The following is a 20511-nucleotide window of genomic DNA, read 5'->3' as shown; positions in this document are numbered from 1 at the left end:
TTATTTCGACCTGATTTCCGGGACCATAAACAACGAAACCGCAAAGCGGGGGAACCATGATGAATTTGACGAAACTGGCGCTTGCCTCGTGCTTCATCGCCGCGTCGCTGACGCCGGCGATGGCAAAGGATACGATCACCGTCGGCCAGGTGCTCGAGCCGCCGGGCCTCGACCCGACCGCGGGCGCCGCCGCACCCATCCGCTACATCACCTACGGCAACCTTTTCGAAGGTCTCGTCCGGGTGGTGGAAGACGGCACGGTGAAGCCGCTGCTCGCCGAGAGCTGGACGATCTCCGACGACCAGAAGACCTACAGCTTCAAGCTCCGCCAGGGCGTCAAGTTCCATGACGGCACGGCTTTCGACTGCTCGGTGGTGAAATTCTCCTATGAGCGCGCCGTCTCGGCCGATTCCACCAATGCGCAGAAGGGCCTGTTCGAGCCGATCGAAAAGACCGAATGCCCGGATCCGGCCACCGCGGTCGTGACGCTGAAGCGCCCGGCCTCCAACTTCCTCTTCAACATGGCCTGGGGCGACGCGGTCATGATCGCGCCGTCGTCGGCCGCCGACAACAAGACCAAGCCGGTCGGTACCGGCCCGTTCAAGTTCAAGGAATGGGCGAAGGGCGACAAGGTGGTGCTGGAAAAGAACGCCGACTATTGGGGCGAACCGGCCAAGCTCAGCGAAGTGACCTTCAAGTTCATCAGTGACCCCTCGGCTGCAGCGGCCGCCGTTCTTGCCGGCAACGTCGATGCCTTCCCGATGTTCCAGGCCGCAGAACTGGTCAGCCAGTTCCAGAGCGACCCGAACCTGCAGGTCGAGGTCGGCAGCACCTCAGGCAAGGTGGTGCTTGCGCTCAACAATGCGAAGAAGCCCTTCGACGACGTGCGCGTGCGGCAGGCGCTTGCCCATGCGATCGACCGCAAGGCGCTGGTCGAAGGCACTTACTCGGGCTTCGGCACGACCATCGGCTCGCATTATTCGCCGGTCGAACCCGGTTATGTCGATCTGAACGAGACCTACCCCTATGACCCCGGCAAGGCGCAGCAACTGCTGCAAGAAGCGGGCGTTCAGAACCTCGAAATCACCATCATGCTGCCGCCGCCGGCCTATGCCCGCCGCGGCGGCGAGATCATCGCGGCCATGCTCAGCGAAGTCGGCATCAAGGTGAACCTCGTTCCGATCGAGTTCGCACAATGGCTGGATCAGGTCTTCAAGAACTCGAACTTCGACGCAACGATCATCGCCCATGCGGAAGCCCGCGACCTCGATATCTATGCGCGCGACAAGTACTACTTCAACTACCAGAACCCGGAATACAAGGCGCTCTACAAGTCCTACACGCTGGCTGCGACCGAGGCCGAGCAGATGGACCTGATCGGCCAGCTCCAGCGCAAGCTCGCAGCGGACGAACCGAACGTCTTCCTCTACGCGCTGCCGAAGATCGGCGTCTGGAACAAGAAGGTGAAGGGTCTCTGGAAGAACATGCCGGTGCCGGCCGACGACCAGACCCAGACCTATTGGGAAAACTGATCGACTTTCATTGAGCGGGATGCGGACGGAAATCCGCACCCCGCTCCAGCATCTGCCCCTCGTTGGGGCGGACGCAGATCTGCCGTTGATTGACGCACCCGGCGCCGGTCAACGCTCGCTCTTTCCGGGAGGTTGATGTGATTTCCTTCATTGGCGGTCGCCTCGTGTCGCTCTTGCTGACGACGCTGGTCGCCTCAGTCATCGTCTTTCTGCTGATGCAGGTGCTGCCCGGCGACCCCGCCGTGCTGATGCTCGGCATGAATGCCGACGCAGATGCGATCGCGGCGCTGCACCGGCAGCTCGGCCTCGATCAGCCGATCTGGATCCGCTACCTCCACTGGATCGGCGGCTTCGTCGTCGGCGATTTCGGCATGAGCCTCACCTATTCGGTGCCGATCCGGGAGCTGCTTGGCCCGCGCATCCTGGTGACGCTGCCGCTGGCGCTGCTCTCCATGGCAATCTCGGTCGCCGTCGCCATCGCCATCGGCGTCTATGCCGCCGCCAACCGCGGCAAGGCCGGCGACACCGTCGTCATGGGCATCGCCCAGGTGGGCGTCGCCATCCCGAACTTCTGGCTGGCGCTTCTCTTCATCTTGCTCTTCGCGCTGAAGCTCGCCTGGTTCCCGGCCTCCGGCTTTGCCGGCTGGGAAGGCGGCATCTGGAACGGCCTGCATTCGCTCATCCTGCCGGCGCTCGCACTCGGGCTGCCACTTGCGGCCATTCTCGGACGCGTCACGCGCTCGGCCGTCATCGAGACGCTCGGCGAGGATTTCATCCGCACCGCGCGCGCCAAGGGGCTTAGCCGTTCGGGCGCTCTCTGGAAGCATGCGGTGCCCAATGCGCTCATTCCGGTCGTCACCATTATCGGCCTGCAATTTTCCTTCCTGCTTGCCGGCACGATCATCATCGAAAATGTCTTCAACCTGCCGGGTATCGGCCGCCTCGTCTTCCAGGCGATCGCGCAGCGCGATCTCGTGACGGTGCAGACGCTGGTGACCCTGCTTGCCGCCTCCGTCATCACCATCAATTTCCTCGTCGATCTGGTCTACGGTTACCTCGATCCGCGCCTGTCGAGGGGAGGCCACTGATGTCCGCTCCTGCAACCGCCGCGCAACCCAGCCTCATCTCCAAGCTTATCGGCAGCCGAAATCTGACGATCGGGGCCACCGTCACCGTCATCCTCGTGGCGATGGCGCTCGTCTCCTATGTCTGGACGCCCTATTCGCCGACGGCGATGAATTTCCGCGACAAGCTGCAGGGACCGAGCCTTGCCCATTGGTTCGGCACCGACAACTTCGGCCGCGACATCCTGTCGATGATCATGGTCGGCGCCCGCAACTCGATCAGCGTCTCGATCGTCGCGGTTCTCGTCGGTGCCGGAATCGGCGTGCCGCTTGGCGCTTGGGCGGCTGCTCGCGGCGGCTTTGTCGATGGTCTCGTCATGCGCATGAGCGACCTCGCCTTCGCCTTCCCGGCGCTTCTGACCGCCGTCATCATCACCGCGATCTTCGGTCCGGGCGCTACCAACGCGATGATCGCGATCGGCATCTTCAACATTCCGGTCTTTGCCCGCGTCACCCGCGGTGCCTCAATGGGCCTCTGGAAACGCGAATATGTGCAGGCCGCGCGCTGCGCTGGCCGCGGCGACGTCGCGATCACGTTTCTGCACATCCTGCCCAACATCAACCACGTGCTGCTCGTTCAGGTGACGATCCAGTTCGCCTTGGCGATCGTTGCCGAAGCCGGCCTTTCCTATGTCGGCCTCGGCACGCAGCCGCCGATGCCGAGCTGGGGCAAGATGCTGAACGACGCCCAGACCTTCATCTATCAGGCGCCCTGGCTCGCGATCTTCCCGGGCCTGGCGATCACCTTCGCCGTGCTCGGCCTCAACCTGCTCGGCGATGGCCTGCGCGACATTCTCGACCCGCGCGTGAGGCGGCAACGATGACCAAACCCTTGCTTCACATGGCCGGCATGTCGGTCGAACTCACCGCGGGCAAAAGCACGGTCGATATCGTCTGCGACATCGATCTCGAACTCAACCGCGGCGAACGGCTTGGGATCGTCGGTGAGTCCGGCAGCGGCAAGTCGATGACAGCCCTTGCCGTCATGGGCCTGCTTCCGCAGCGCATGCGGGTGCGCGGCGAACTTTCCTTCGACGGCCGCAATCTCGCGGGCTTGGACGAAGCCGACTATTGCGGCTATCGCGGCCGGCGCATGGCGATGATCTTCCAGGAGCCGATGACGGCGCTCAATCCGGTCAAATCGATCGGCGCGCAGATCGCCGAGGGACGGCGGCTGCATCTCGGCGAAACGAAGGCCGATGCGGAGAAGAAAGCGCGTGCGCTGCTCGACCGCGTCGGCCTGCCGGCGCCGCGCTTCGACCTCGATCTCTACCCGCACCAGCTCTCCGGCGGCCAGCGCCAGCGCGTGATGATCGCCATGGCGATCGCCTGCGAACCGGATCTGCTGATTGCAGACGAGCCCACGACGGCGCTCGACGTTACGGTGCAGGCGCAGATCCTTGATCTGCTCGACGAGCTGATCGAAGACACCGGCACAGCGCTGATGCTGATCACCCACGATCTCGGCGTCGTCTCCGAGATGACCGACCGCATCGCGGTCATGTATGCCGGCCGCATCATCGAAACCGGGCGCACGGACGATGTCTTTGCGCGCATGGCGCATCCCTATGCCCGCGGCCTTTTCGCCGCGTCGCCGCATGGCGCAGCCCTTGACTCCCGCCATCAAGGCGGTGGGCGCCCGCGGCTGAATGCCATCCCCGGTATCGTTCCGGATCCCTTTGGCCGTCCATCCCACTGCTCCTTTGCGGACCGCTGTTCCTTCGCCGAGGCCGACTGCCGTCAGGCGATCCCGGCACTCGACCTGATCAATACCGATGGAAATGTGCAGCATCGCGCCGCCTGCTTTCATCCGCGCGAAAGGATGGTGGCACCATGAGCGAGGTGATCCTCAAGACCACCGATCTGGTGCGCGAATACGACCTGCCGCGCCCGTCGATCTTCTCGAAACAGAGCCGCCTGCGCGTGCTCCATGGTGTCAGCGTCGCACTCGCCGCCGGCCAGAGCCTCGGCATCGTCGGCGAAAGCGGCTCCGGCAAGTCGACCCTGGCCCGCGCCGTGATGGGGCTGGAGCGGCCGCAATCGGGCCAGGTGTCGATCGCCGGCAAGGATATCTACGCGCTCGATCGCGCCGGACTGCGAGAGGCGCGCAAGGGGTTTCAGGCGATCTTCCAGGATCCCTACGGCTCGCTCGATCCGCGCCACACGGTTCGGACGATCATCTCCGAGCCGATCGTTTCACTGGAGCGTGGAACGGGCACCACGGAGCGCAACCGGCGCATCGCCGAGGTGCTGGAGGCCGTCGGCCTACCCTTGGCGTCGGCCGACAAGTATCCGCACGAATTCTCCGGCGGCCAGCGCCAGCGCATCGCCATCGCCCGCGCGCTGATCACCCGGCCGGCCCTGATCGTCGCTGACGAGCCAGTGTCTGCACTCGACGTCTCGATCCAGGCGCAGGTTTTGAACCTGATGATGGACCTGCAGGAAAGGCTCGGCCTTTCCTATCTGTTCATCAGCCACGATCTCGGCGTCGTGCGCGCCATCACCGACCGGGTTGCCGTCATGCATCTCGGCCGCATCGTCGAGGAAGGACCGACGGCCGAGGTCTTCGACAACCCGCGCCATCCCTATACTCAGGCGCTGGTCGCTGCCGTGCCGAAACCGTTTTCCGGACGGCGCAAGCGGGTGCGTTCCGCTGGGCCGCCGCAAACGCCCGTCCATACCGCAACGACCGCAGCCGGCTGCGCCTATGCTGCCGTCTGTCCCCGCAGGCAGGAGATCTGTCTGACCCGAACGCCTGAGGCCAAGCCGGTGACGCCGGCCTGGTCCGCCCGCTGCCATTTTGCCTAGGAAGTGCCCCATGTCCGAACTCGCCGATCTCTCCGCCGTCGATCTCGTCGACGCCTACCGCTCGAAGAAGCTTTCCCCCGTCGAGGTCACCGAAGCGGTGATTGCCCGCATCGACGCTTCCGAGCCAAAGCTGAACGCGCTTTGGGCCTATGACCCGGCCGAGGCGCGCAAGGCCGCCAAGGCATCGGAAGAGCGCTGGGCAAAGGGTGAACCTCTGGGCGCAATCGACGGCGTGCCGGTGACGATCAAGGAAAACATCGCAACCAAGGGCACCGCCGTGCCGCTCGGCTGTGCTGCCGTGTCGCTGACGCCTGCAGCCGCCGACGCGCCGCCGGCAGCCCGCACCCGAGAGGCGGGCGGCATCCTTCTCGCCAAGACCACCATGCCGGACTACGGCATGCTGTCTTCCGGCCTTTCCAGCTTCCACAAGCTGGCCCGCAACCCCTGGGACCTCTCAGCCAATCCGGGCGGCTCGAGCGCCGGTGCGGGTGCTGCTTCGGCCGCCGGTTATGGTCCGCTTCACATCGGCACGGATATCGGCGGCTCGGTCCGGCTGCCGGCCGGCTGGTGCGGCATTGTCGGGCTCAAGCCTTCGGCCGGCCGCGTGCCGATCAACCCGCCCTTTATCGGCCGCGTTGCCGGCCCGATGACCCGGACGGTCGTCGACACGGCACTCTACATGTCGGTGCTGTCGCAGCCAGACGCCCGGGACACGATGTCCTTGCCCTATGCCGATCTCCCCTGGCTCGATCTTGATCGTGATCTGAAGGGTCTGAAGATCGGCCTCTGGCTCGACGCCGGCTTCGGCCAGTCGGTCACGCAAGAAACGGAACAGGCGGTCAAGAAGGCGGCACAGCTCTTTGCCGATGCCGGCGCGATCATCGAGCCGATCGGCCCCTTCCTGACGCGCGAAATGATCGACGGTCTCGACCGCTTCTGGCGGGCGCGCGGCTGGGAAGACGTGTCGCGCCTCTCGCCGGAAAAACAGGCGCAGATCCTGCCCTATATCTTCGACTGGATCAAAACGGCCGAGAATTTCTCCGGCCGCGAGGTCTATACCGGCTTCGCCCAGATCGACGCCATGCGCAACGCGCTGCATGCGGCACTTTCCGGCTATGATTTCATCCTGTCGCCGACGGCCCCGACGGCCTCCTATCCGGCCGAATGGGCCTCGCCGGTCAACGACCCGCAGAAGCCGTTCGAACACATCGCCTTCACAGTCGCCGTCAACATGGGCGGCCAGCCGGCAATCTCGCTCAACTGCGGCTACACCTCGGGCGGCCTGCCGATCGGCCTGCAGATCATCGGCCAGCAGTTCGACGACATCGGCGTGCTGCGCCTCGCGCGTGCCTTCGAGACAATGCGCCCTCAGCAGCGCCCATGGCCAAAGGTCGCATGATGAGCAACACCATGCGTTACACCATCGAAAGCGGCGATCTCGAAAACATCGTTTCCCGCCTGCTCGACATCGTTCGCCGGCTCGGCGTCAGCGTCTCGAAACTCGCGATCGAGGTAGACGGCGGCAACGCCAATCTTGAAATCGCCCTCGCTCCGGCTTCGCAGGCTGTCGCCAACACGCTGCGAGAGCGCATCGGACAGATCGAAGGCGCGAAGGCAGCGGTCTAGCCCGCATCATTATCAACGCGGCCGTGCCGCTTTACACCGACTGAAAACCACAGGAGTGCCGACAATGGCCCGCAAACTTTTCATCCTCCCCGGCGACGGCATCGGCCCGGAAGCCATGGCGGAAGTCCGCAAAATCATCGCCTACATGAATGCCGAGCTTGGTGCCGGCTTCGTGACGGACGAGGGCCTGGTCGGCGGTTCGGCCTATGACGCCCACGGTCAGGCGATCTCGGAAGAGGACATGGCAAAGGCGCTTGCCGCCGATGCGGTGCTGTTCGGCGCCGTCGGCGGTCCGAAGTGGGATGCGGTGCCCTACGAGGTGCGCCCGGAAGCCGGTCTGCTGCGCCTGCGCAAGGATCTCGAACTCTTCGCCAACCTGCGCCCGGCGATCTGCTACCCGGCGCTTTCCGCCGCCTCGTCGCTGAAGCCCGAACTGGTCGAGGGCCTCGACATCCTGATCGTGCGCGAGCTGACCGGTGGCGTCTATTTCGGCGAACCGAAGGAGATCGTCGATCTCGGCAACGGCCAGAAGCGCGGCATCGACACCCAGGTCTATGACACCTACGAGATCGAGCGCATCGCCGGCGTCGCCTTCGAGCTGGCCCGCACCCGCAACAACCGCGTCTGCTCGATGGAAAAGCGCAACGTCATGAAGTCGGGCGTGTTGTGGAACCAGGTGGTGACCGAGACGCACAAGGCGAAGTACTCCGACGTCCAGCTCGAGCACATGCTGGCGGACGCCGGCGGCATGCAGCTGGTGCGCCAGCCCAAGCAGTTCGACGTCATCGTCACCGACAACCTGTTCGGCGACATGCTGTCGGACGTGGCGGCGATGCTCACCGGCTCGCTCGGCATGCTGCCCTCGGCCTCGCTCGGCGCACCGGATGGTGTCAGCGGCAAGCGCAAGGCGCTCTATGAGCCGGTGCACGGCTCGGCACCCGACATTGCCGGCCAGGGCATTGCCAACCCGATCGCCATGATCGCCTCGTTTGCCATGTGCCTGCGCTACTCCTTCAACCTGGTGAAGGAAGCCGACAATCTGGAGAAGGCGATCGCCACCGTGCTCGACCAGGGCATCCGCACCGGCGACATCATGGCCGAAGGGGCGAAGAAGGTCGGCACCACCGAGATGGGCGACGCCATCCTTGCCGAGTTCAAGGCGCTGTCGGCGTAAGCGACAACCGATCCCGGATCGGCGTCACGCCGACGCCAACAGGCCTACGAAAACCAACACCTCCGGAGCGCATCCGGAGGTGTTTTGCATTTCACGGCCCTGCGAGAATGCGGCGTCTCAGATCGTGATGCCGCCGTCTATGTTGATTGCCTGGCCGGTAATGAAGGCCGCCTCGTCGGAGGCGAGGAAGGCGCAGATGGCGGCGACTTCTTCGACCGTGCCGAACCGGCCGGCCGGCTGGCGGCTGATGAAGGACCGGTAGGCCTCATCCCGGCTTCCAAGCTTTTCGCCAAGTTCGCCGATGCGCTCTTCCAGGGAGGGTGACGCGACGGTGCCGGGGCAGACCGAATTGCAGCGAATGCCCTGAGAAACGTAGTCAGCTGCCACCGCCTTGGTCAGGCCTATGACGCCACCCTTGGCGGCGCCATAGGCGGCACGCCGCGGGAAACCCTTGATCGAGGAGGCAACCGATCCGATGGTGATGATGCTGCCGCCATTGGCCTTCATCTTCGAGATTGCGCCGGCAATGACGTTGTAGGCGCTGTCGAGCGTAATGTTCACCGAGCGCCGCCAATCGGCGGGCGAGCATTCCTCGATCGTGCCCTGATGCACGTAACCGACCGCGTGCACGAGGATATCGACCCGGGCGAAGGCGTCGAAATAGGCACCGACCGCCACATGATCCGTCGCATCGAGCCGCGTCGTCGCGGCGCCGTCGAGGGTGGTGAGCAGCTCGGCATTGATGTCGCTAGCGTGGACCTCGGCGCCTTCAGCCATCAGTCGTTCGGCGACCGCGCGGCCGATGCCTTGGCCGGCAGCCGTGACCACGGCAATGCCCCCGGTCAAACGTCCCGTCTTTTCCTTCATGGTGAGACCCTTCTGCATGTCTAGAGGGATTGAACGACCTGACGCTGGCGGCCGAGTCCATCGATACCGAGTTCGACCACGTCACCGGGCCCAAGATAGCGCGGCGGCTTCTTGCCCATGCCGACGCCGGGGGGCGTGCCGGTGCAGATGAGATCGCCGGGCTCCAGCACGCAGAACTCGCTCATGTAGGAGACGATGGTCGCGACGTCGAAGATCATGCGCGCGGTCGTACCCGCCTGCATGCGCTCGCCGTTGACGTCGAGCCACATCGACAGGGCCTGCGGGTCCGGAACCTCGTCTTTCGTCACAAGCCAGGGGCCCGTCGGGCAGAAATTCGGGAAGCTCTTGCCCTTCACCCACTGCCCGCCACGCTCCATCTGCCAGGCACGTTCGGAGACATCGTCGACGATCGTGTAGCCGAGGACATGGTCCATAGCCTCGGCGCGCGATACGTTGAGCGCCTGCTTGCCGATGACGATGCCGAGCTCGACCTCCCAGTCCAGCTTCGACATTTTCTCGGTGTGGAGAAGCGGTGCGTTCGGGCCGCAATAGGTGCCGGCCGCCTTGTTGAAGAGGATCGGTTCGGACGGCACTGGCAGTCCCGCCTCTTCCGCATGGTCGGAGTAGTTGAGGCCGACGCACCAGATTGTACCGGGCCTTGCGACCGGCGGCAGGATGTCCGCATCGACCACCGGCATCACAGGGAGCGCCGCGAAATCGGCGCCGGAGAGCACTGCCAAGACACTAGGCAAAGTCTCCGCCGTGAAGTCCTGGACGAGCGAAGACACGTCCCGCGCCTTGCCCTCGCCATCGAGGATGCAGGGCACGGCAGAGCCGTCGACGGTGAGACGCAACAATTTCATTCTCTTGGCCTTTCAGTTGGATATGTCTCAGCGAGCGACCATTCAGCCGATCGGAGCGGCTTCGACGGAAAGCCGATAGCGGGTGGTGAAGGTCTGATCGGGTTCGAAGGCAATCGCCGTTGCAACGCCGGATCCCGCGATGGGGCTGTCGCCCGTGGAGACAGCCGGTCCGAGATCGAAGGCGGATGCGATCGGCTCGACGCCGAGCGCCACGTGCCGCCCATTCCAGGGGTAGGCCTTGCGACCGCGGTTGCTGTACCAGAGCAGCAAGCTTGGGAAATGCTCGTTCTGCCAAGTGAGCCGCGCGCGAAAACCCTCGTCGCGATAGTGGAGCGCGAGGCTGCCGTCGATGCCCGAGAGCTGCAGCAGGTCCTCGGTCTCCTCGACAAGCGGCACCTGCGACGCATCGAGCATGACACCTTTGCGCGTCTCGACCTTGCCGAGCGATAACCATTGCCGATCGGGCGAGAACAGAGCCGCGCCCGGTTCGACATCGCCGGGAAAACTCCAGACGCGATCATGGGCGCCGGGTTCGATCGTGACCGAACCGGGACGGCTCGGCAGTCGGAACGTCGGATGCAGGCCGATCGGCAGGCGGCACGGACGCCGGGCCTCGATTTCCAGGGTGATGTCGATGGAGGGCGCATTTGGATCCGGCACGATCTGCCGCCGCAACAGTCGGATCGGATGGTTCTCCGGATAATGGCATTCCATCGCTATCTGGCGGTCGTCGCAGGCACCCCACGCCCAATGGACATTGGAGCTATGGCCATGCGGCACGCCGGCGCCGTCGAAACTCTCACCGTCTACGGACCAGCCTGCAGGAAGCGTGCGGCTGGCGTCGCTGCCGAAAGGCACACACGGCCACTCGCCACGCAATTCCTTCAGGATTTCCGGCAGCGTCTCGCGCTCGGGATCGTTGCCCCAAGGCGCAACTTGCAAGGGGCTGACTTGCCGCCCGTCCGGAAGCAGGAACAGCACCGGGCCGAGCATGCCGCCGAGCGACTGCACCGAGAGGCAGCCATGCGCCCAGGCGAGCGCGCGCCGTGTGGTCTCCGCGCTCACTTTGTAGCCGCCCCGAACCGGTTTTCCGGCATGCCGGCGACCGTGACGCGCATGGCATAGAGGCTGCCGGCGAGACGCTCGGCTGGCCCCGCACCGGCCGTGGTGATGTAAAGCGTCTTCAGGTCGGCGCCACCGAAAGTGCAGGTGGTGATGTTGGTGATCGGCATATCGATCGTCTCGGCAAGGCTGCCATCCGGCGCAACACGGGCGATGCAGCCACCGCCATAACGGCAGTTCCAGAGGAACCCCTCGCTGTCGATCGCCGAGCCGTCGGGCGCGCCGAGATCGAAACCGGTGAAGAAGGGTCGTTCGCCGGAAATCGAGCCGTCCACGGCATGATAGTCGAAGGCGTAAATCTCGTTTGCCAGCGTATCGCCGAAGTAGAAGGTGCTTCGATCCGGGCTCCAACAGAGCGTGTTGGAAATGCCGAGGCCATGCCGCCATTCGGTGACGGTGCCATCGGGTGCGATCCGGTAGAGGATGCCCTCGCCCGGGGCAACGTCGCCAAGCTGGCCATCCGGAAGCACGTTGTTCTTCATCGAGCCGACCCAGAAGTTTCCGAGGGGATCGGCGCGACCGTCATTCAGCCGAACACGCGGTGAACCGGGCAGGACGAAGCCGTGATCCTGCCGCCGGTCGGTTTCGGGCCACCACCATATGAGCTTCGAGCCGAGAGCGATGAGCAGACGCCCATCTTCACGGGTCAGCGAGATCGCCACCACCGGCTCGTCGAAGAGCCACGTCCTGACCGCGCACGTCGCCTCGTCATAGCGGTGGATCAGAAAGCGGTTGATGTCGGTCCAGTAGAGCGCCGCCTCTTCCGCCGACCAGACGGCGCCCTCGCCGCAGCGGTCGCCGACGGGCGCGACACAGACGAGCTCACGGGCCATCTCCGCCTCCTATTCCGCTGCGATGCTTGTCGGGATCGAACGCGCGGGGCCGAGCGCCTCGGCATTCTGCACAAGCGCCTTCATGTAGCCGAGCGCAAAGGCCTTGCCCGCATGCCAGGAGGCGCCGCAGGTCATGGCCGGCGTATGGTCGGGGATCATCACACCCTGGTAGTTTTCGTCGCGCAGGATGCGGATGATTTCGGCCATGTCGATATCGCCCTCGTCGACGAAGGTCTCGACATAACGCGGCATCTTTCCGCGTACGTTGCGGAAGTGGATGTAGCCGATGCGGCCGGAGCGGGCAAAACGACGAACGTGCTCGTAGATATCCCCTCCCGGCATTTCCTGCAGCGAGCCGAGGCAGAGTTCGAGCCCGTTCGAGGGCGAGTCGACGATCGCCATCAGCCGGTCGTACTTCTCCGGACGGTTGACGAGCCGCGCGGTGCCACGCAGTTCCTCGGCTGGCGGATCGTCCGGGTGAGCGCCGAGCACCACGCCCGCCTCCTCGGCGACCGGCACGACCTCCTTCAGGAAGTGGCTGAGGCGGTCCCAGAGCTCCGCCGAGCTGACGGAAACGGAGGCAGCGCCGGCGACGCCACGACGATAGCGCATGTTCCAGACCATGCCGTCTGGGATCGGCGCATCCGGGCTTGGCGCGATGCTGTTTTCGACGCCGAAGCCGACGGATTCCGCACCGCCGCGGGCATAGGGGCCGCGGGTCCAGCCATAGACGCCGGCAAGCGAGAAATTGTAGCCGATGCAGGGAATGCCGGCGCGACCGGCGTCGCGAATGAGCTGCTTCAGCCCCTCGATCTGCTGCGCCCGCTCTGGCCCGTCGAGCAACACGTCATGCCAGAAGCGCGGCGAGAAGTTCTCGATCGCCGCCACTTCCAGCCCACCGGCCCGCACGTCCTTCACCAGCGCCGACAGCTCTTCGTAAGTCCAGAGCCGGTCACCGGAGCAATCACCCCAGCCGCCCTGGTCGCCACTGTCGATCTTCGGATCCTTGCCGGCGAAATAGTTGGTGAGATGCGCGACGACGTGGGTCGCGCCCGCCTGCAAGGCAAACTGAAAGTTATCCGGGGTGAGTTGCTCCCGGTAGAGCCCAAGGCCGATTTTCATCTTGTCGTTTCCTATCCGATTATTTGACGCCGATGCCGGCGGTGAGGCCGCCGTCGATGCGGAAGTCCGAGCCGGTGACGAAGGCGGCGCGATCCGAGGCGAGATAAGCGACCAGCTCGGCCACCTCCTCCGGCTCGCCGATGCGGCCGATCGGGTGTGCAGCGCCGAAGCGGGCAAAGGCTTCCGCCTCGCTGACGCCCTCGCCGCCATAGGTGCGGGCTGCAAGCGATAGCAGCGGCGTGCGCACCGAGCCTGGGCTGACCGAATTGACCCGGACCTTCGCCGCCGCATGATCGAGCGCCATGGCGCGGGTCAGCGCATGGATCGCGCCCTTGGAAGCGACATAGGCGGCGACGTTCTGCTGGCAGGCATGACCCTGCACCGAGGAGATGTTGACGATCGCGCCGCCGCCGCGCTTCATCATTTCCGGAATGCCGAAGCGGCCGGTGAGATATATCGAGCCGACATTGACCGACAGGCAGCGCGCAAAGGTCTCGGCGCTGGTGTCGAGCACGGTGCCATAGGGGTGAACGGCGGCGGCATTGACGATGATGTCGAGGCCGCCGTGGCGCAGCACCGCCTCGCGCACGGCCGCTTCGACCTCTGCTTCCACGGCAACGTCCGTCAGTCGGGTCGACATCGGCAAGTCGCGCTCTTTGGCTATGCGGTCGAAGATCTCGTTGGTGGCGACGTCGTTGCCACAGGCAAGCACGGTGGCGCCTGACGAGGCGAGCCGGATCGCCGAGGCAAGCCCGATCCCGGACGTGCCGGTGACCAGCGCGATCTTTCCCTTGAATTCAGTCATGATTGTCTCCGCGATGGATCGCGATGATCCGGGCCGGCGTCGACCCGAGATCATAAGCGTGATCGTTGGTCATAAGGGGGAGCGGGATGCGGACACCCCGCGCCGGTCTCAGCGCACCCGTTCCAGAACCTGGTTCAGGAGCACGGCGCCGAGGATGATCCCGCCGCGCACGACGTATTGCCAATATTCGCTGACATTCATCAGCGTCATGCCGTTGGAGATGCATCCAAGGAAGAGCACCCCGATCAGCGTGCCCCAGATCCGGCCCTTGCCGCCAAAGAGCGAGGTACCGCCGATGATGACGGCCGCGATCACGTCGAGTTCCATGCCGGTCGCCGTCGTCCCGGTGCCGGCCCCGATCTGCGAGGCGATCAGCGTGCCGGAGACGGCGGTTAGCGCGCCGGTCAGGCCCAATGTCAGCGCCTTCACCTTCCAGATGTCGATGCCGGAGAGACGTGCCGCCTCCATGTTGCCGCCGACCGCGTAAACCTCACGGCCGAAGCTTGTGTACTTCATCAGGAAGTGCATCGCCGCGAAGGTCAGCGCAAAGATATAGACCGGGAACGGAATGCCGAAGAGATAACCGCCGCCGAGGAAATCGAATCCGAGCGGGAAGGACGACATCGGGAAGCCGCCGGTGATCAAATTGGCGACACCGCGGAGTGCCGCGAAAAGCGCCAGGGTGGTGATGAAGGTCGGCACGTTGAACCACTGCCGGAAACGGCCGGTGAGATAGCCGAGCGAGAAGCCGAGCAGAAGTGCCACCGCAAAACCGACGGTGACCGCGCCCCAGTCACCGAACGTGTCGGTGAAACGGTCGGCGAACCAGGCAACGATGCAGCCGGCGAGCGCGGCACCGGCGCCGACCGAGAGATCGATCTCCCCGCTGATGATAACCGCCGTCATGCCGAAGGCGATGATGCCGAGCATCGAGACGGTGCGCAGCACGTTCAAGACATTGCTGGTGGAGGCGAAGCCCGGTGCGACGAAGATCAGGAAAATCACCAATGCGGCGAGAATGATCTCCATCGGGTAGGTTTTCAGAAACTTGAGCGGCGTGTTCTGTCCGCCTGTTTCCGTGGTCTGGCTCACGAGTGTCATTGCTTGGCCCCTTCCATGCACAGGCCGTAGAGTTCGGTCAGGTCGGTTTTCGTCGGATCCACTTCGGCGACGACGGCGCCGTGATGCATGACGAGGATGCGGTCGGCGACTTCCAGCACCTCCTCGAGCTCGGTCGAGACAAAGAGGCTGGCAAGGCCATCGGCGGCCTGTTGCCAGATGATGTCGAAGATCTGGCGCTTGGCCTGGACGTCGACGCCGCGGCTCGGCTCATCGAAGAACATCACCGACGGCTGCCGGTTCAACCATTTGCCGATCACCACCTTCTGCTGGTTGCCGCCCGACAGCGACGACACGGGCAGTTCCGGATCGCCGCACTTGATGTGCAGATCGGCGATCTGGCGGCGCACGTGCGGCTGTTCGCGGCGGCGCGAAATGAAGCCTCTGTTGGAGATCGGGCCGAGGCTCGCCATGCAGAGATTGTCGGCGGTCGAAAGCGACTGCACGAGGCCGACCTCCTTGCGATTTTCCGGCGTGTAGCCGAGTCCCGCCTTGCGCATGTCGCGTGGGCTGGCACCGGTCATATCGCGACTGTTGAACGTCACTGAACCGCTGTCGATCCGGTCGGCGCCGAAGATCGCCCTCATCAGTTCGGTGCGCCCGGCGCCGAGCAGGCCGGCGATTCCGAGGATTTCGCCCGGATAGAGATCGAAAGAAACATTCTGAAAATGCCCGGAGCGGCTGAGATCCCGCACCTCGAGCACCGGCCGGGTGCGATCGAGCGTGCGCCGCGGCGGCCGCGTTGCGCGGGCGGCATCGCCGAACATCATGCCGACGATCGCCGAAGGCGTCGTCGCCTTCATCTCGACCGCGCCGATGTAATGGCCGTCGCGGATCACCGTGCAGGTATCGGCAATCTCGAAAAGCTCGCTCATCCGATGGGTGATGTAGATCATCGTCACGCCGCGGGCGCGCAGCCGTTCGATCAGTGCGAAGAGCTGCTTGACCTCGCGCGACGCCAGCGCCGAGGTCGGTTCGTCCAAGAGCAGGATCGACGGGTTGAAGGACATCGCCTTGACGATTTCCACCACCTGCTGCTGGCCGACGCTCAGCGCCGAAACCGGCTGGCGGGAATCGATCGCAAGCCCCATGTCGGCAAGCAATTCGCCGGCGCGCTTGTGCAGGCCCGCCCAGTCGACGACGCTGAAACCGGCGCGACGCCGATGCGGCAGCCGGCCGAGAAAGATGTTCTCGCCGACAGAAAGTTCCGGCACCAGCGAGAGCTCCTGGTGCACGGTGACGATGCCGGCGGCAAAGGCATCATGCGGCGAGGTGAAATGGCGATCCTCGCCATTGACACTGATCGTGCCCGATGTCGGCTCGGTGACGCCGGCAAGCAGCTTGACGAGCGTTGATTTGCCCGAGCCGTTCTTGCCCATCAGGGCATGCACCTGGCCGGGGGCGAAGCTGTGGGTGAATTCGGAGAGGGCGACAGTCGGACCGTAACGCTTGGTCACGGCCCGAAAGTCCAGCCGTCCCTGCACCCCTTGCAACGCGGCTGAACTCGGTTGCGGATAGCTCATGCGGATTTCCTGCTGTGCAAGACGAGGGAGTGGCGGGCGCGATGTCCCGCCGCTCGGCTGACGTCAAAACCCAATCACTTCAGCGCCTTCAGGCCTTCCTTGTAGGCCGCGACCGCCTGCGTATCGGCGCGCGTCAGAGGCAGCACCGGCACGTTGACCTTGGTCTCGATCTTCTTGCCGTCGAGCAGGTTCTGTGCCGCTTCGATCGCCTGCTTGCCGACCTCGAGCGGCTGCTGCGCCGTCGTTGCCTGCAGTACGTTGTCGGAATTCAGCAACATGTTGGCGAGCTGCTCGGAACCGTCGGTGCCGAAGACGAAGACCTTGCCTTCGAGGCCTGCCTTTTTCACGGCCTGGACCGCACCGATCGTGCCGCCCTCGTTGGCAGCGTAGATCACCTGGATATCGGGATTGGCCGTCAGCATGTCGCTTGCGACCGCGAGCGCCTTTTCGGCAAGCCAGGCATCCTGCTGGGCGACGATATCGACCTGGTCCTTGACGACGCTTAAGAACCCGTCGACGCGGGCGTTCGACTGTTCAGGCAGCAGTGCCTTGAAGGCGAGCGTGCCGATCTTGACCTTGCCACCATTGCCGAGGGTCTTCAGGAAGTCGGTTGCGGCGTTGCCTGTGCCGATGCCGATATCGCGGTCCGAGCTCGTCACCGTCGCCTGGGCGACGTCGCCATTGGCCGAAGTGCCGTAGGTGACGACCGTGATGCCAGCATCACGCGCCTTCTTCAGCGCCGGCACCGAGGCATCGGCCGAAAGCGGCGCCACGACGATCGAGTTCACGCCGCGAGCGATGTAGGTGTCGATGAGCTGCGCTTCCTTCTCCAGCTTGCTGTCGCTGTTGCCGGCGAGAAGCTCGTCGCCGGCGGCTTCCGCAGCCTTCTCCATGCCGATCTGGATGCCGCGGAAATACTGGTCCTGCTGGAAGACGATGCCAGCGATCGCCTTGCCGCCAGCAAAGGCTGCGCCCGGCGCAAAGCTGACGGTGGCAAGAAGTGCGGCAAGCGCCAGACGTTTCATGTTGCTCATATTGGTTCTCCTCCCAAGTGCCCTGTTCGTGCCGCCGGACCAACGGGCGAAAATCCGGCAAATGGCTGCCCGCACCGCGTGAAGCGCGGTTCGGACCCAATCTCCAAATGTTTATCGTGGCTGCGAGCTGCCCGGCACGGCATCGACGAAGCGGATGCCGAACTCCAGATGACGGCTCATCAGGTAGACATAGGCGATGCGGTCGCGCGCCCTCAGCGCCCGGATGATCTCGGCATGCGCCTCGAAGGTCGCCGCGTGCACCGGACGTTCGGCCTTGCCGAGCCGCATGACCTCCTCGATCACCGAACGCAGCATGTGATAGGCGGCAAGCGTCGTGCGGTTGCCCGAGAGTTCGACGATCGCCGAATGGAACTCATAGTCGCACTGTGCGGCTGCCTCGACGCTCTCGGCCTCAAGGATCCTGGAATTGATCGCATCGAGCCGGTCGAAATCGGCGTCGCTGGCCGTCAGGATGATGTGTTCGCCGACACCGGTCTCGATGATGCGGCGGAAGCCCTGCAGGTCATGAAACGAGTCCGGTGAGATACCGTTGTGAAAGGCAAAGAGCCGGCGGATCGCCTCGCCGTGGCCACCGCTGATCACGGCGCCAACCTTCGGCCGGGTCTCGACCATGCCATAGGCGCGCAGCACCTGCAGCGCCTCGCGCACGGTGTTGCGGCCGGCCTGGAACTGTTCGCCGAGATCACGCTCGGTCGGCAACGCGTCACCGACACCAAGGCCACGCTCAGAAATCATGTCGCGGATCTGCTCGACCAGCCGATCGACGGCCGAGGTCTTGCCCGGCTCCACGGCCTCGACGCCCGACAACACCTCTTCCCTTACCGAACTGCTCACCGGCTCTCCTCCCTGCGATGCCTTATTTGTTGGTCCAGATTGCAGTTTCCGTCAAGCGAAAATTTGAAGGCCTCAGCTTAATCGGTGATTTTCACGCGAAATCTCCGCTTTCAGACTTGAATTGTTGGACCAATGGGACATTATTGCTGGCTGTGGTCCAACAATAGCCACGGAAGCGGGTAGGAGTTCTGCATGAGACTGATGGAAGAGTGCTTTCGCTGGTACGGGCCCAACGATCCGGTGCCGCTCAGCCACATCCGGCAGGCGGGCGCCACAGGGATCGTCTCGGCGCTGCATCACATTTACGACGGCTCGCCGTGGTCCGATGAGGCTATCCTTAAGCAGAAGGCGCTGATCAAGGCGGCCGGCCTGCGCTGGAGCGTCGTCGAGAGCATTCCGGTGCACAATTCGATCAAGCTCGCGACGCCAGATAGCGATCGCTATATCGGCTGGTACAAGGATACGCTTCGCGCCCTGGCACGTTCGGGCATCAGCATCGTCTGCTACAACTTCATGCCGGTGGTCGACTGGACGCGCACGGAACTGATGCAGCCTTTGGCCAATGGCGGCTTTGCGCTGCGCTTCGATGCTGTCGATTTTGCCGCTTACGACCTCTTCGTCCTGCAGCGTCCGCATGTGGAGGACAGCTACTCAACGCAGCAGATCGCCGCCGCCCGCCAGCGTTTCGACGAGATGGACCAGGCGAAAATCGACCGGATCGAACGCAATCTGATCGCCGGTCTTCCGGCCACCGAGCGCCAGTTCAACCGGGCGAGCTTCCTCGCAGCCCTCTCGGAATATAATGGCGTCACCGCCGACATCTTGCATGAGAACCTCGCGCGCTTCCTCAGGGAGATCGTGCCGGTCGCAGAAGAAGTCGGTATCCGGCTCTGCATCCATCCGGATGACCCAGCCTTCTCTCTCTATGGCCTGCCGCGGATCGTTTCGACGCCGGCCGACGTCCGGCGCATTCTCGCTGCCGTCGACAGTCCGGCCAACGGCATCACCTTCTGCACCGGCTCTTACGGCACACGCGCCGACAACGATTTGCCGGCCATGGTGCGCGAATTCGGCCCGCGCATCCATTTCGCCCATCTGCGCAACGTCCAGCGCGAAGAAGACGGATCCTTCTACGAGGCCGACCATCTTGGCGGATCGAGCGACATGCCCGCGGTGATATTGGCATTGATGCAGGAGCAGGAGCGCCGCGTCCGCGAGGGTCGCACCGACTGGCAGATCCCGCTTCGGCCCGATCACGGCCATCTGCTCGCGGACGATATCGGCAAGGAGCGGATCAACCCCGGCTATTCGCTGATCGGGCGCTTGAAGGGTCTCGCAGAAATCAGAGGCGTCATGCAGGGCATTGCAACGGCCATGGCGCACAAGGCTTGAGGGAAGACATGAAACATTTTGAAGACGATACCGAACTCTTTACCGCCATGCGCAGCCGGCTGTTCACGGCCGTGGTCGGCGACATTCTCGACACGATGGGCCTGCAGCACCAGTTCCTGCCGCCGCAGATCAAGGCGCTGCGCGACGACATGGTCGCTGTGGGCCGAGCGATGCCCGTGCTGGAGGCGGATTTTTTCGCGACCGCTGAGGCCGGCGGCCATTCGGAATTCAGCGCCAAGCCTTTCGGCCTGATGTTCCATGCACTCGACAGCCTGAAGGAAAACGAGATCTACGTCTGTTCCGGCTCGTCGCCGCGCTATGCGGTCTGGGGCGAACTGATGTCGACGCGAGCAATGAAACTCAAGGCGGCCGGTGCGATCTGCGACGGCTATTGCCGCGACAGCGCCGGCATTCTCGCGCTCGATTTCCCGACCTTCTGCTACGGCTCCTACGCCCAGGACCAGGGCCCACGCGGCAAGGTCGTCGACTACGGCATCCCGATCGAGATCGGCGGCATCCGCATCCGGCCGGGCGACATCCTCTTCGGCGACCGCGACGGCGTGCTCGTCATCCCGAAGTTGGCGGAGCGCGAGGCGATCGCGCTGGCGCTGGAAAAGGCCGAGACTGAAAACAAGGTGCGGCTGGCGATCGAGGCCGGCATGAGCACCGTCGAGGCCTTCGAACGCTTCGGCGTCATGTAACGACAGAATGA

At 64.2% G+C, this 20511-nt stretch carries 20 protein-coding genes; 10 read left to right on the top strand and 10 right to left on the bottom strand.

Going from position 1 to position 20511, the window contains the following annotated elements:
- Positions 1-56: 56 nt before the first annotated feature.
- The 8 genes from IB262_RS11225 (at position 57) to leuB (ending at position 8264) form a co-directional block, all read left to right on the top strand.
- Positions 57-1532, top strand: a complete 1476-nt coding sequence (locus IB262_RS11225) for an ABC transporter substrate-binding protein (RefSeq protein WP_090296512.1) — start codon at positions 57-59, stop codon at positions 1530-1532.
- Between the two features lie 137 nt (positions 1533-1669).
- A complete protein-coding gene (locus tag IB262_RS11220; protein ID WP_034801757.1) occupies positions 1670-2620 on the top strand; it encodes an ABC transporter permease in 951 nt (316 codons plus the stop codon).
- A complete protein-coding gene (locus IB262_RS11215) occupies positions 2620-3480 on the top strand; it encodes an ABC transporter permease (RefSeq protein WP_060521844.1) in 861 nt (286 codons plus the stop codon). Before IB262_RS11220 ends, IB262_RS11215 begins: the two co-directional genes overlap by 1 nt.
- Complete coding sequence (locus tag IB262_RS11210) at positions 3477-4493, top strand: ABC transporter ATP-binding protein (RefSeq protein ID WP_060521843.1); 1017 nt, start codon at positions 3477-3479, stop codon at positions 4491-4493. The genes IB262_RS11215 and IB262_RS11210 overlap by 4 nt, the downstream gene beginning before the upstream one ends.
- The gene (locus IB262_RS11205) at positions 4490-5464 is read left to right on the top strand and encodes an oligopeptide/dipeptide ABC transporter ATP-binding protein (protein ID WP_082566572.1); all 975 of its coding nucleotides are present in this window, start codon (positions 4490-4492) and stop codon (positions 5462-5464) included. The genes IB262_RS11210 and IB262_RS11205 overlap by 4 nt, the downstream gene beginning before the upstream one ends.
- 10 nt (positions 5465-5474) lie before the next feature.
- A complete protein-coding gene (locus IB262_RS11200) occupies positions 5475-6863 on the top strand; it encodes an amidase (RefSeq protein ID WP_060521842.1) in 1389 nt (462 codons plus the stop codon).
- On the top strand, positions 6845-7090 hold the full coding sequence (locus IB262_RS11195) for a hypothetical protein (RefSeq protein WP_060539375.1): 246 nt from the start codon (positions 6845-6847) through the stop codon (positions 7088-7090). Before IB262_RS11200 ends, IB262_RS11195 begins: the two co-directional genes overlap by 19 nt.
- Before the next feature lie 64 nt (positions 7091-7154).
- Entirely contained in the window at positions 7155-8264 is a 1110-nt protein-coding gene (gene leuB, locus IB262_RS11190) for a 3-isopropylmalate dehydrogenase (RefSeq protein WP_192493558.1), read from the top strand.
- A 117-nt stretch (positions 8265-8381) separates the two neighbouring features.
- Here the strand turns inward: leuB and IB262_RS11185 are convergent, their stop codons facing one another.
- The 10 genes from IB262_RS11185 to IB262_RS11140 form a co-directional block, all read right to left on the bottom strand.
- Entirely contained in the window at positions 8382-9131 is a 750-nt protein-coding gene (locus IB262_RS11185; protein ID WP_192493557.1) for an SDR family oxidoreductase, read from the bottom strand.
- A gap of 20 nt (positions 9132-9151) precedes the next feature.
- Positions 9152-9994, bottom strand: coding sequence for a fumarylacetoacetate hydrolase family protein (locus IB262_RS11180; RefSeq protein ID WP_192356991.1), 843 nt, complete (start codon positions 9992-9994; stop codon positions 9152-9154).
- A gap of 42 nt (positions 9995-10036) precedes the next feature.
- Positions 10037-11059, bottom strand: a complete 1023-nt coding sequence (locus IB262_RS11175) for a hypothetical protein (RefSeq protein WP_034787909.1) — start codon at positions 11057-11059, stop codon at positions 10037-10039.
- The gene (locus IB262_RS11170) at positions 11056-11949 is read right to left on the bottom strand and encodes an SMP-30/gluconolactonase/LRE family protein (RefSeq protein ID WP_034787905.1); all 894 of its coding nucleotides are present in this window, start codon (positions 11947-11949) and stop codon (positions 11056-11058) included. Before IB262_RS11170 ends, IB262_RS11175 begins: the two co-directional genes overlap by 4 nt.
- Positions 11950-11958: 9 nt before the next feature.
- Entirely contained in the window at positions 11959-13071 is a 1113-nt protein-coding gene (locus tag IB262_RS11165; RefSeq protein ID WP_034787903.1) for a mannonate dehydratase, read from the bottom strand.
- A gap of 19 nt (positions 13072-13090) precedes the next feature.
- A complete protein-coding gene (locus IB262_RS11160; RefSeq protein WP_034787900.1) occupies positions 13091-13876 on the bottom strand; it encodes an SDR family oxidoreductase in 786 nt (261 codons plus the stop codon).
- Positions 13877-13984: 108 nt separating this feature from the next.
- A complete protein-coding gene (locus IB262_RS11155) occupies positions 13985-14977 on the bottom strand; it encodes an ABC transporter permease (RefSeq protein WP_034787896.1) in 993 nt (330 codons plus the stop codon).
- Positions 14974-16518, bottom strand: coding sequence for a sugar ABC transporter ATP-binding protein (locus IB262_RS11150; protein WP_082566297.1), 1545 nt, complete (start codon positions 16516-16518; stop codon positions 14974-14976). The genes IB262_RS11155 and IB262_RS11150 overlap by 4 nt, the downstream gene beginning before the upstream one ends.
- A 74-nt stretch (positions 16519-16592) precedes the next feature.
- Entirely contained in the window at positions 16593-17552 is a 960-nt protein-coding gene (locus tag IB262_RS11145) for a substrate-binding domain-containing protein (protein ID WP_051659114.1), read from the bottom strand.
- A gap of 111 nt (positions 17553-17663) precedes the next feature.
- Positions 17664-18407 (bottom strand): FadR/GntR family transcriptional regulator, encoded by a 744-nt coding sequence (locus IB262_RS11140; RefSeq protein ID WP_051659113.1) that lies wholly within the window; start codon positions 18405-18407, stop codon positions 17664-17666.
- A 201-nt stretch (positions 18408-18608) separates the two neighbouring features.
- On the opposite strand from IB262_RS11140, the gene uxuA reads away from it, so the two are divergent.
- Together uxuA and IB262_RS11130 are read left to right on the top strand one after the other, a co-directional pair.
- A complete protein-coding gene (uxuA, locus tag IB262_RS11135; protein ID WP_112975292.1) occupies positions 18609-19799 on the top strand; it encodes a mannonate dehydratase in 1191 nt (396 codons plus the stop codon).
- Positions 19800-19807: 8 nt separating this feature from the next.
- Positions 19808-20500, top strand: a complete 693-nt coding sequence (locus IB262_RS11130; protein WP_089042912.1) for an RraA family protein — start codon at positions 19808-19810, stop codon at positions 20498-20500.
- Positions 20501-20511: the final 11 nt, after the last annotated feature.

The organism is Ensifer sp. ENS02, assembly GCF_014851885.1.
Classification (GTDB): domain Bacteria; phylum Pseudomonadota; class Alphaproteobacteria; order Rhizobiales; family Rhizobiaceae; genus Ensifer; species Ensifer adhaerens.
The sequence above is the reverse complement of the archived record's forward strand: the minus strand, read 5'-3'. Positions and strand labels throughout refer to the sequence as shown.

Coding starts and splice junctions, on each gene's coding strand:
- IB262_RS11200 (WP_060521842.1), top strand. CDS start 5,475: ATGTCCGAACTCGCCGATCTCTCCGCCGTCGATCTCGTCGACGCCTAC.
- IB262_RS11145 (WP_051659114.1), bottom strand. CDS start 17,552: ATGAGCAACATGAAACGTCTGGCGCTTGCCGCACTTCTTGCCACCGTC.
- IB262_RS11195 (WP_060539375.1), top strand. CDS start 6,845: ATGGCCAAAGGTCGCATGATGAGCAACACCATGCGTTACACCATCGAA.
- IB262_RS11170 (WP_034787905.1), bottom strand. CDS start 11,949: ATGGCCCGTGAGCTCGTCTGTGTCGCGCCCGTCGGCGACCGCTGCGGC.
- IB262_RS11185 (WP_192493557.1), bottom strand. CDS start 9,131: ATGAAGGAAAAGACGGGACGTTTGACCGGGGGCATTGCCGTGGTCACG.
- IB262_RS11150 (WP_082566297.1), bottom strand. CDS start 16,518: ATGAGCTATCCGCAACCGAGTTCAGCCGCGTTGCAAGGGGTGCAGGGA.
- IB262_RS11160 (WP_034787900.1), bottom strand. CDS start 13,876: ATGACTGAATTCAAGGGAAAGATCGCGCTGGTCACCGGCACGTCCGGG.
- IB262_RS11180 (WP_192356991.1), bottom strand. CDS start 9,994: ATGAAATTGTTGCGTCTCACCGTCGACGGCTCTGCCGTGCCCTGCATC.
- uxuA (WP_112975292.1), top strand. CDS start 18,609: ATGGAAGAGTGCTTTCGCTGGTACGGGCCCAACGATCCGGTGCCGCTC.
- IB262_RS11130 (WP_089042912.1), top strand. CDS start 19,808: ATGAAACATTTTGAAGACGATACCGAACTCTTTACCGCCATGCGCAGC.
- IB262_RS11215 (WP_060521844.1), top strand. CDS start 2,620: ATGTCCGCTCCTGCAACCGCCGCGCAACCCAGCCTCATCTCCAAGCTT.
- IB262_RS11210 (WP_060521843.1), top strand. CDS start 3,477: ATGACCAAACCCTTGCTTCACATGGCCGGCATGTCGGTCGAACTCACC.
- leuB (WP_192493558.1), top strand. CDS start 7,155: ATGGCCCGCAAACTTTTCATCCTCCCCGGCGACGGCATCGGCCCGGAA.
- IB262_RS11205 (WP_082566572.1), top strand. CDS start 4,490: ATGAGCGAGGTGATCCTCAAGACCACCGATCTGGTGCGCGAATACGAC.
- IB262_RS11165 (WP_034787903.1), bottom strand. CDS start 13,071: ATGAAAATCGGCCTTGGGCTCTACCGGGAGCAACTCACCCCGGATAAC.
- IB262_RS11155 (WP_034787896.1), bottom strand. CDS start 14,977: ATGACACTCGTGAGCCAGACCACGGAAACAGGCGGACAGAACACGCCG.
- IB262_RS11225 (WP_090296512.1), top strand. CDS start 57: ATGATGAATTTGACGAAACTGGCGCTTGCCTCGTGCTTCATCGCCGCG.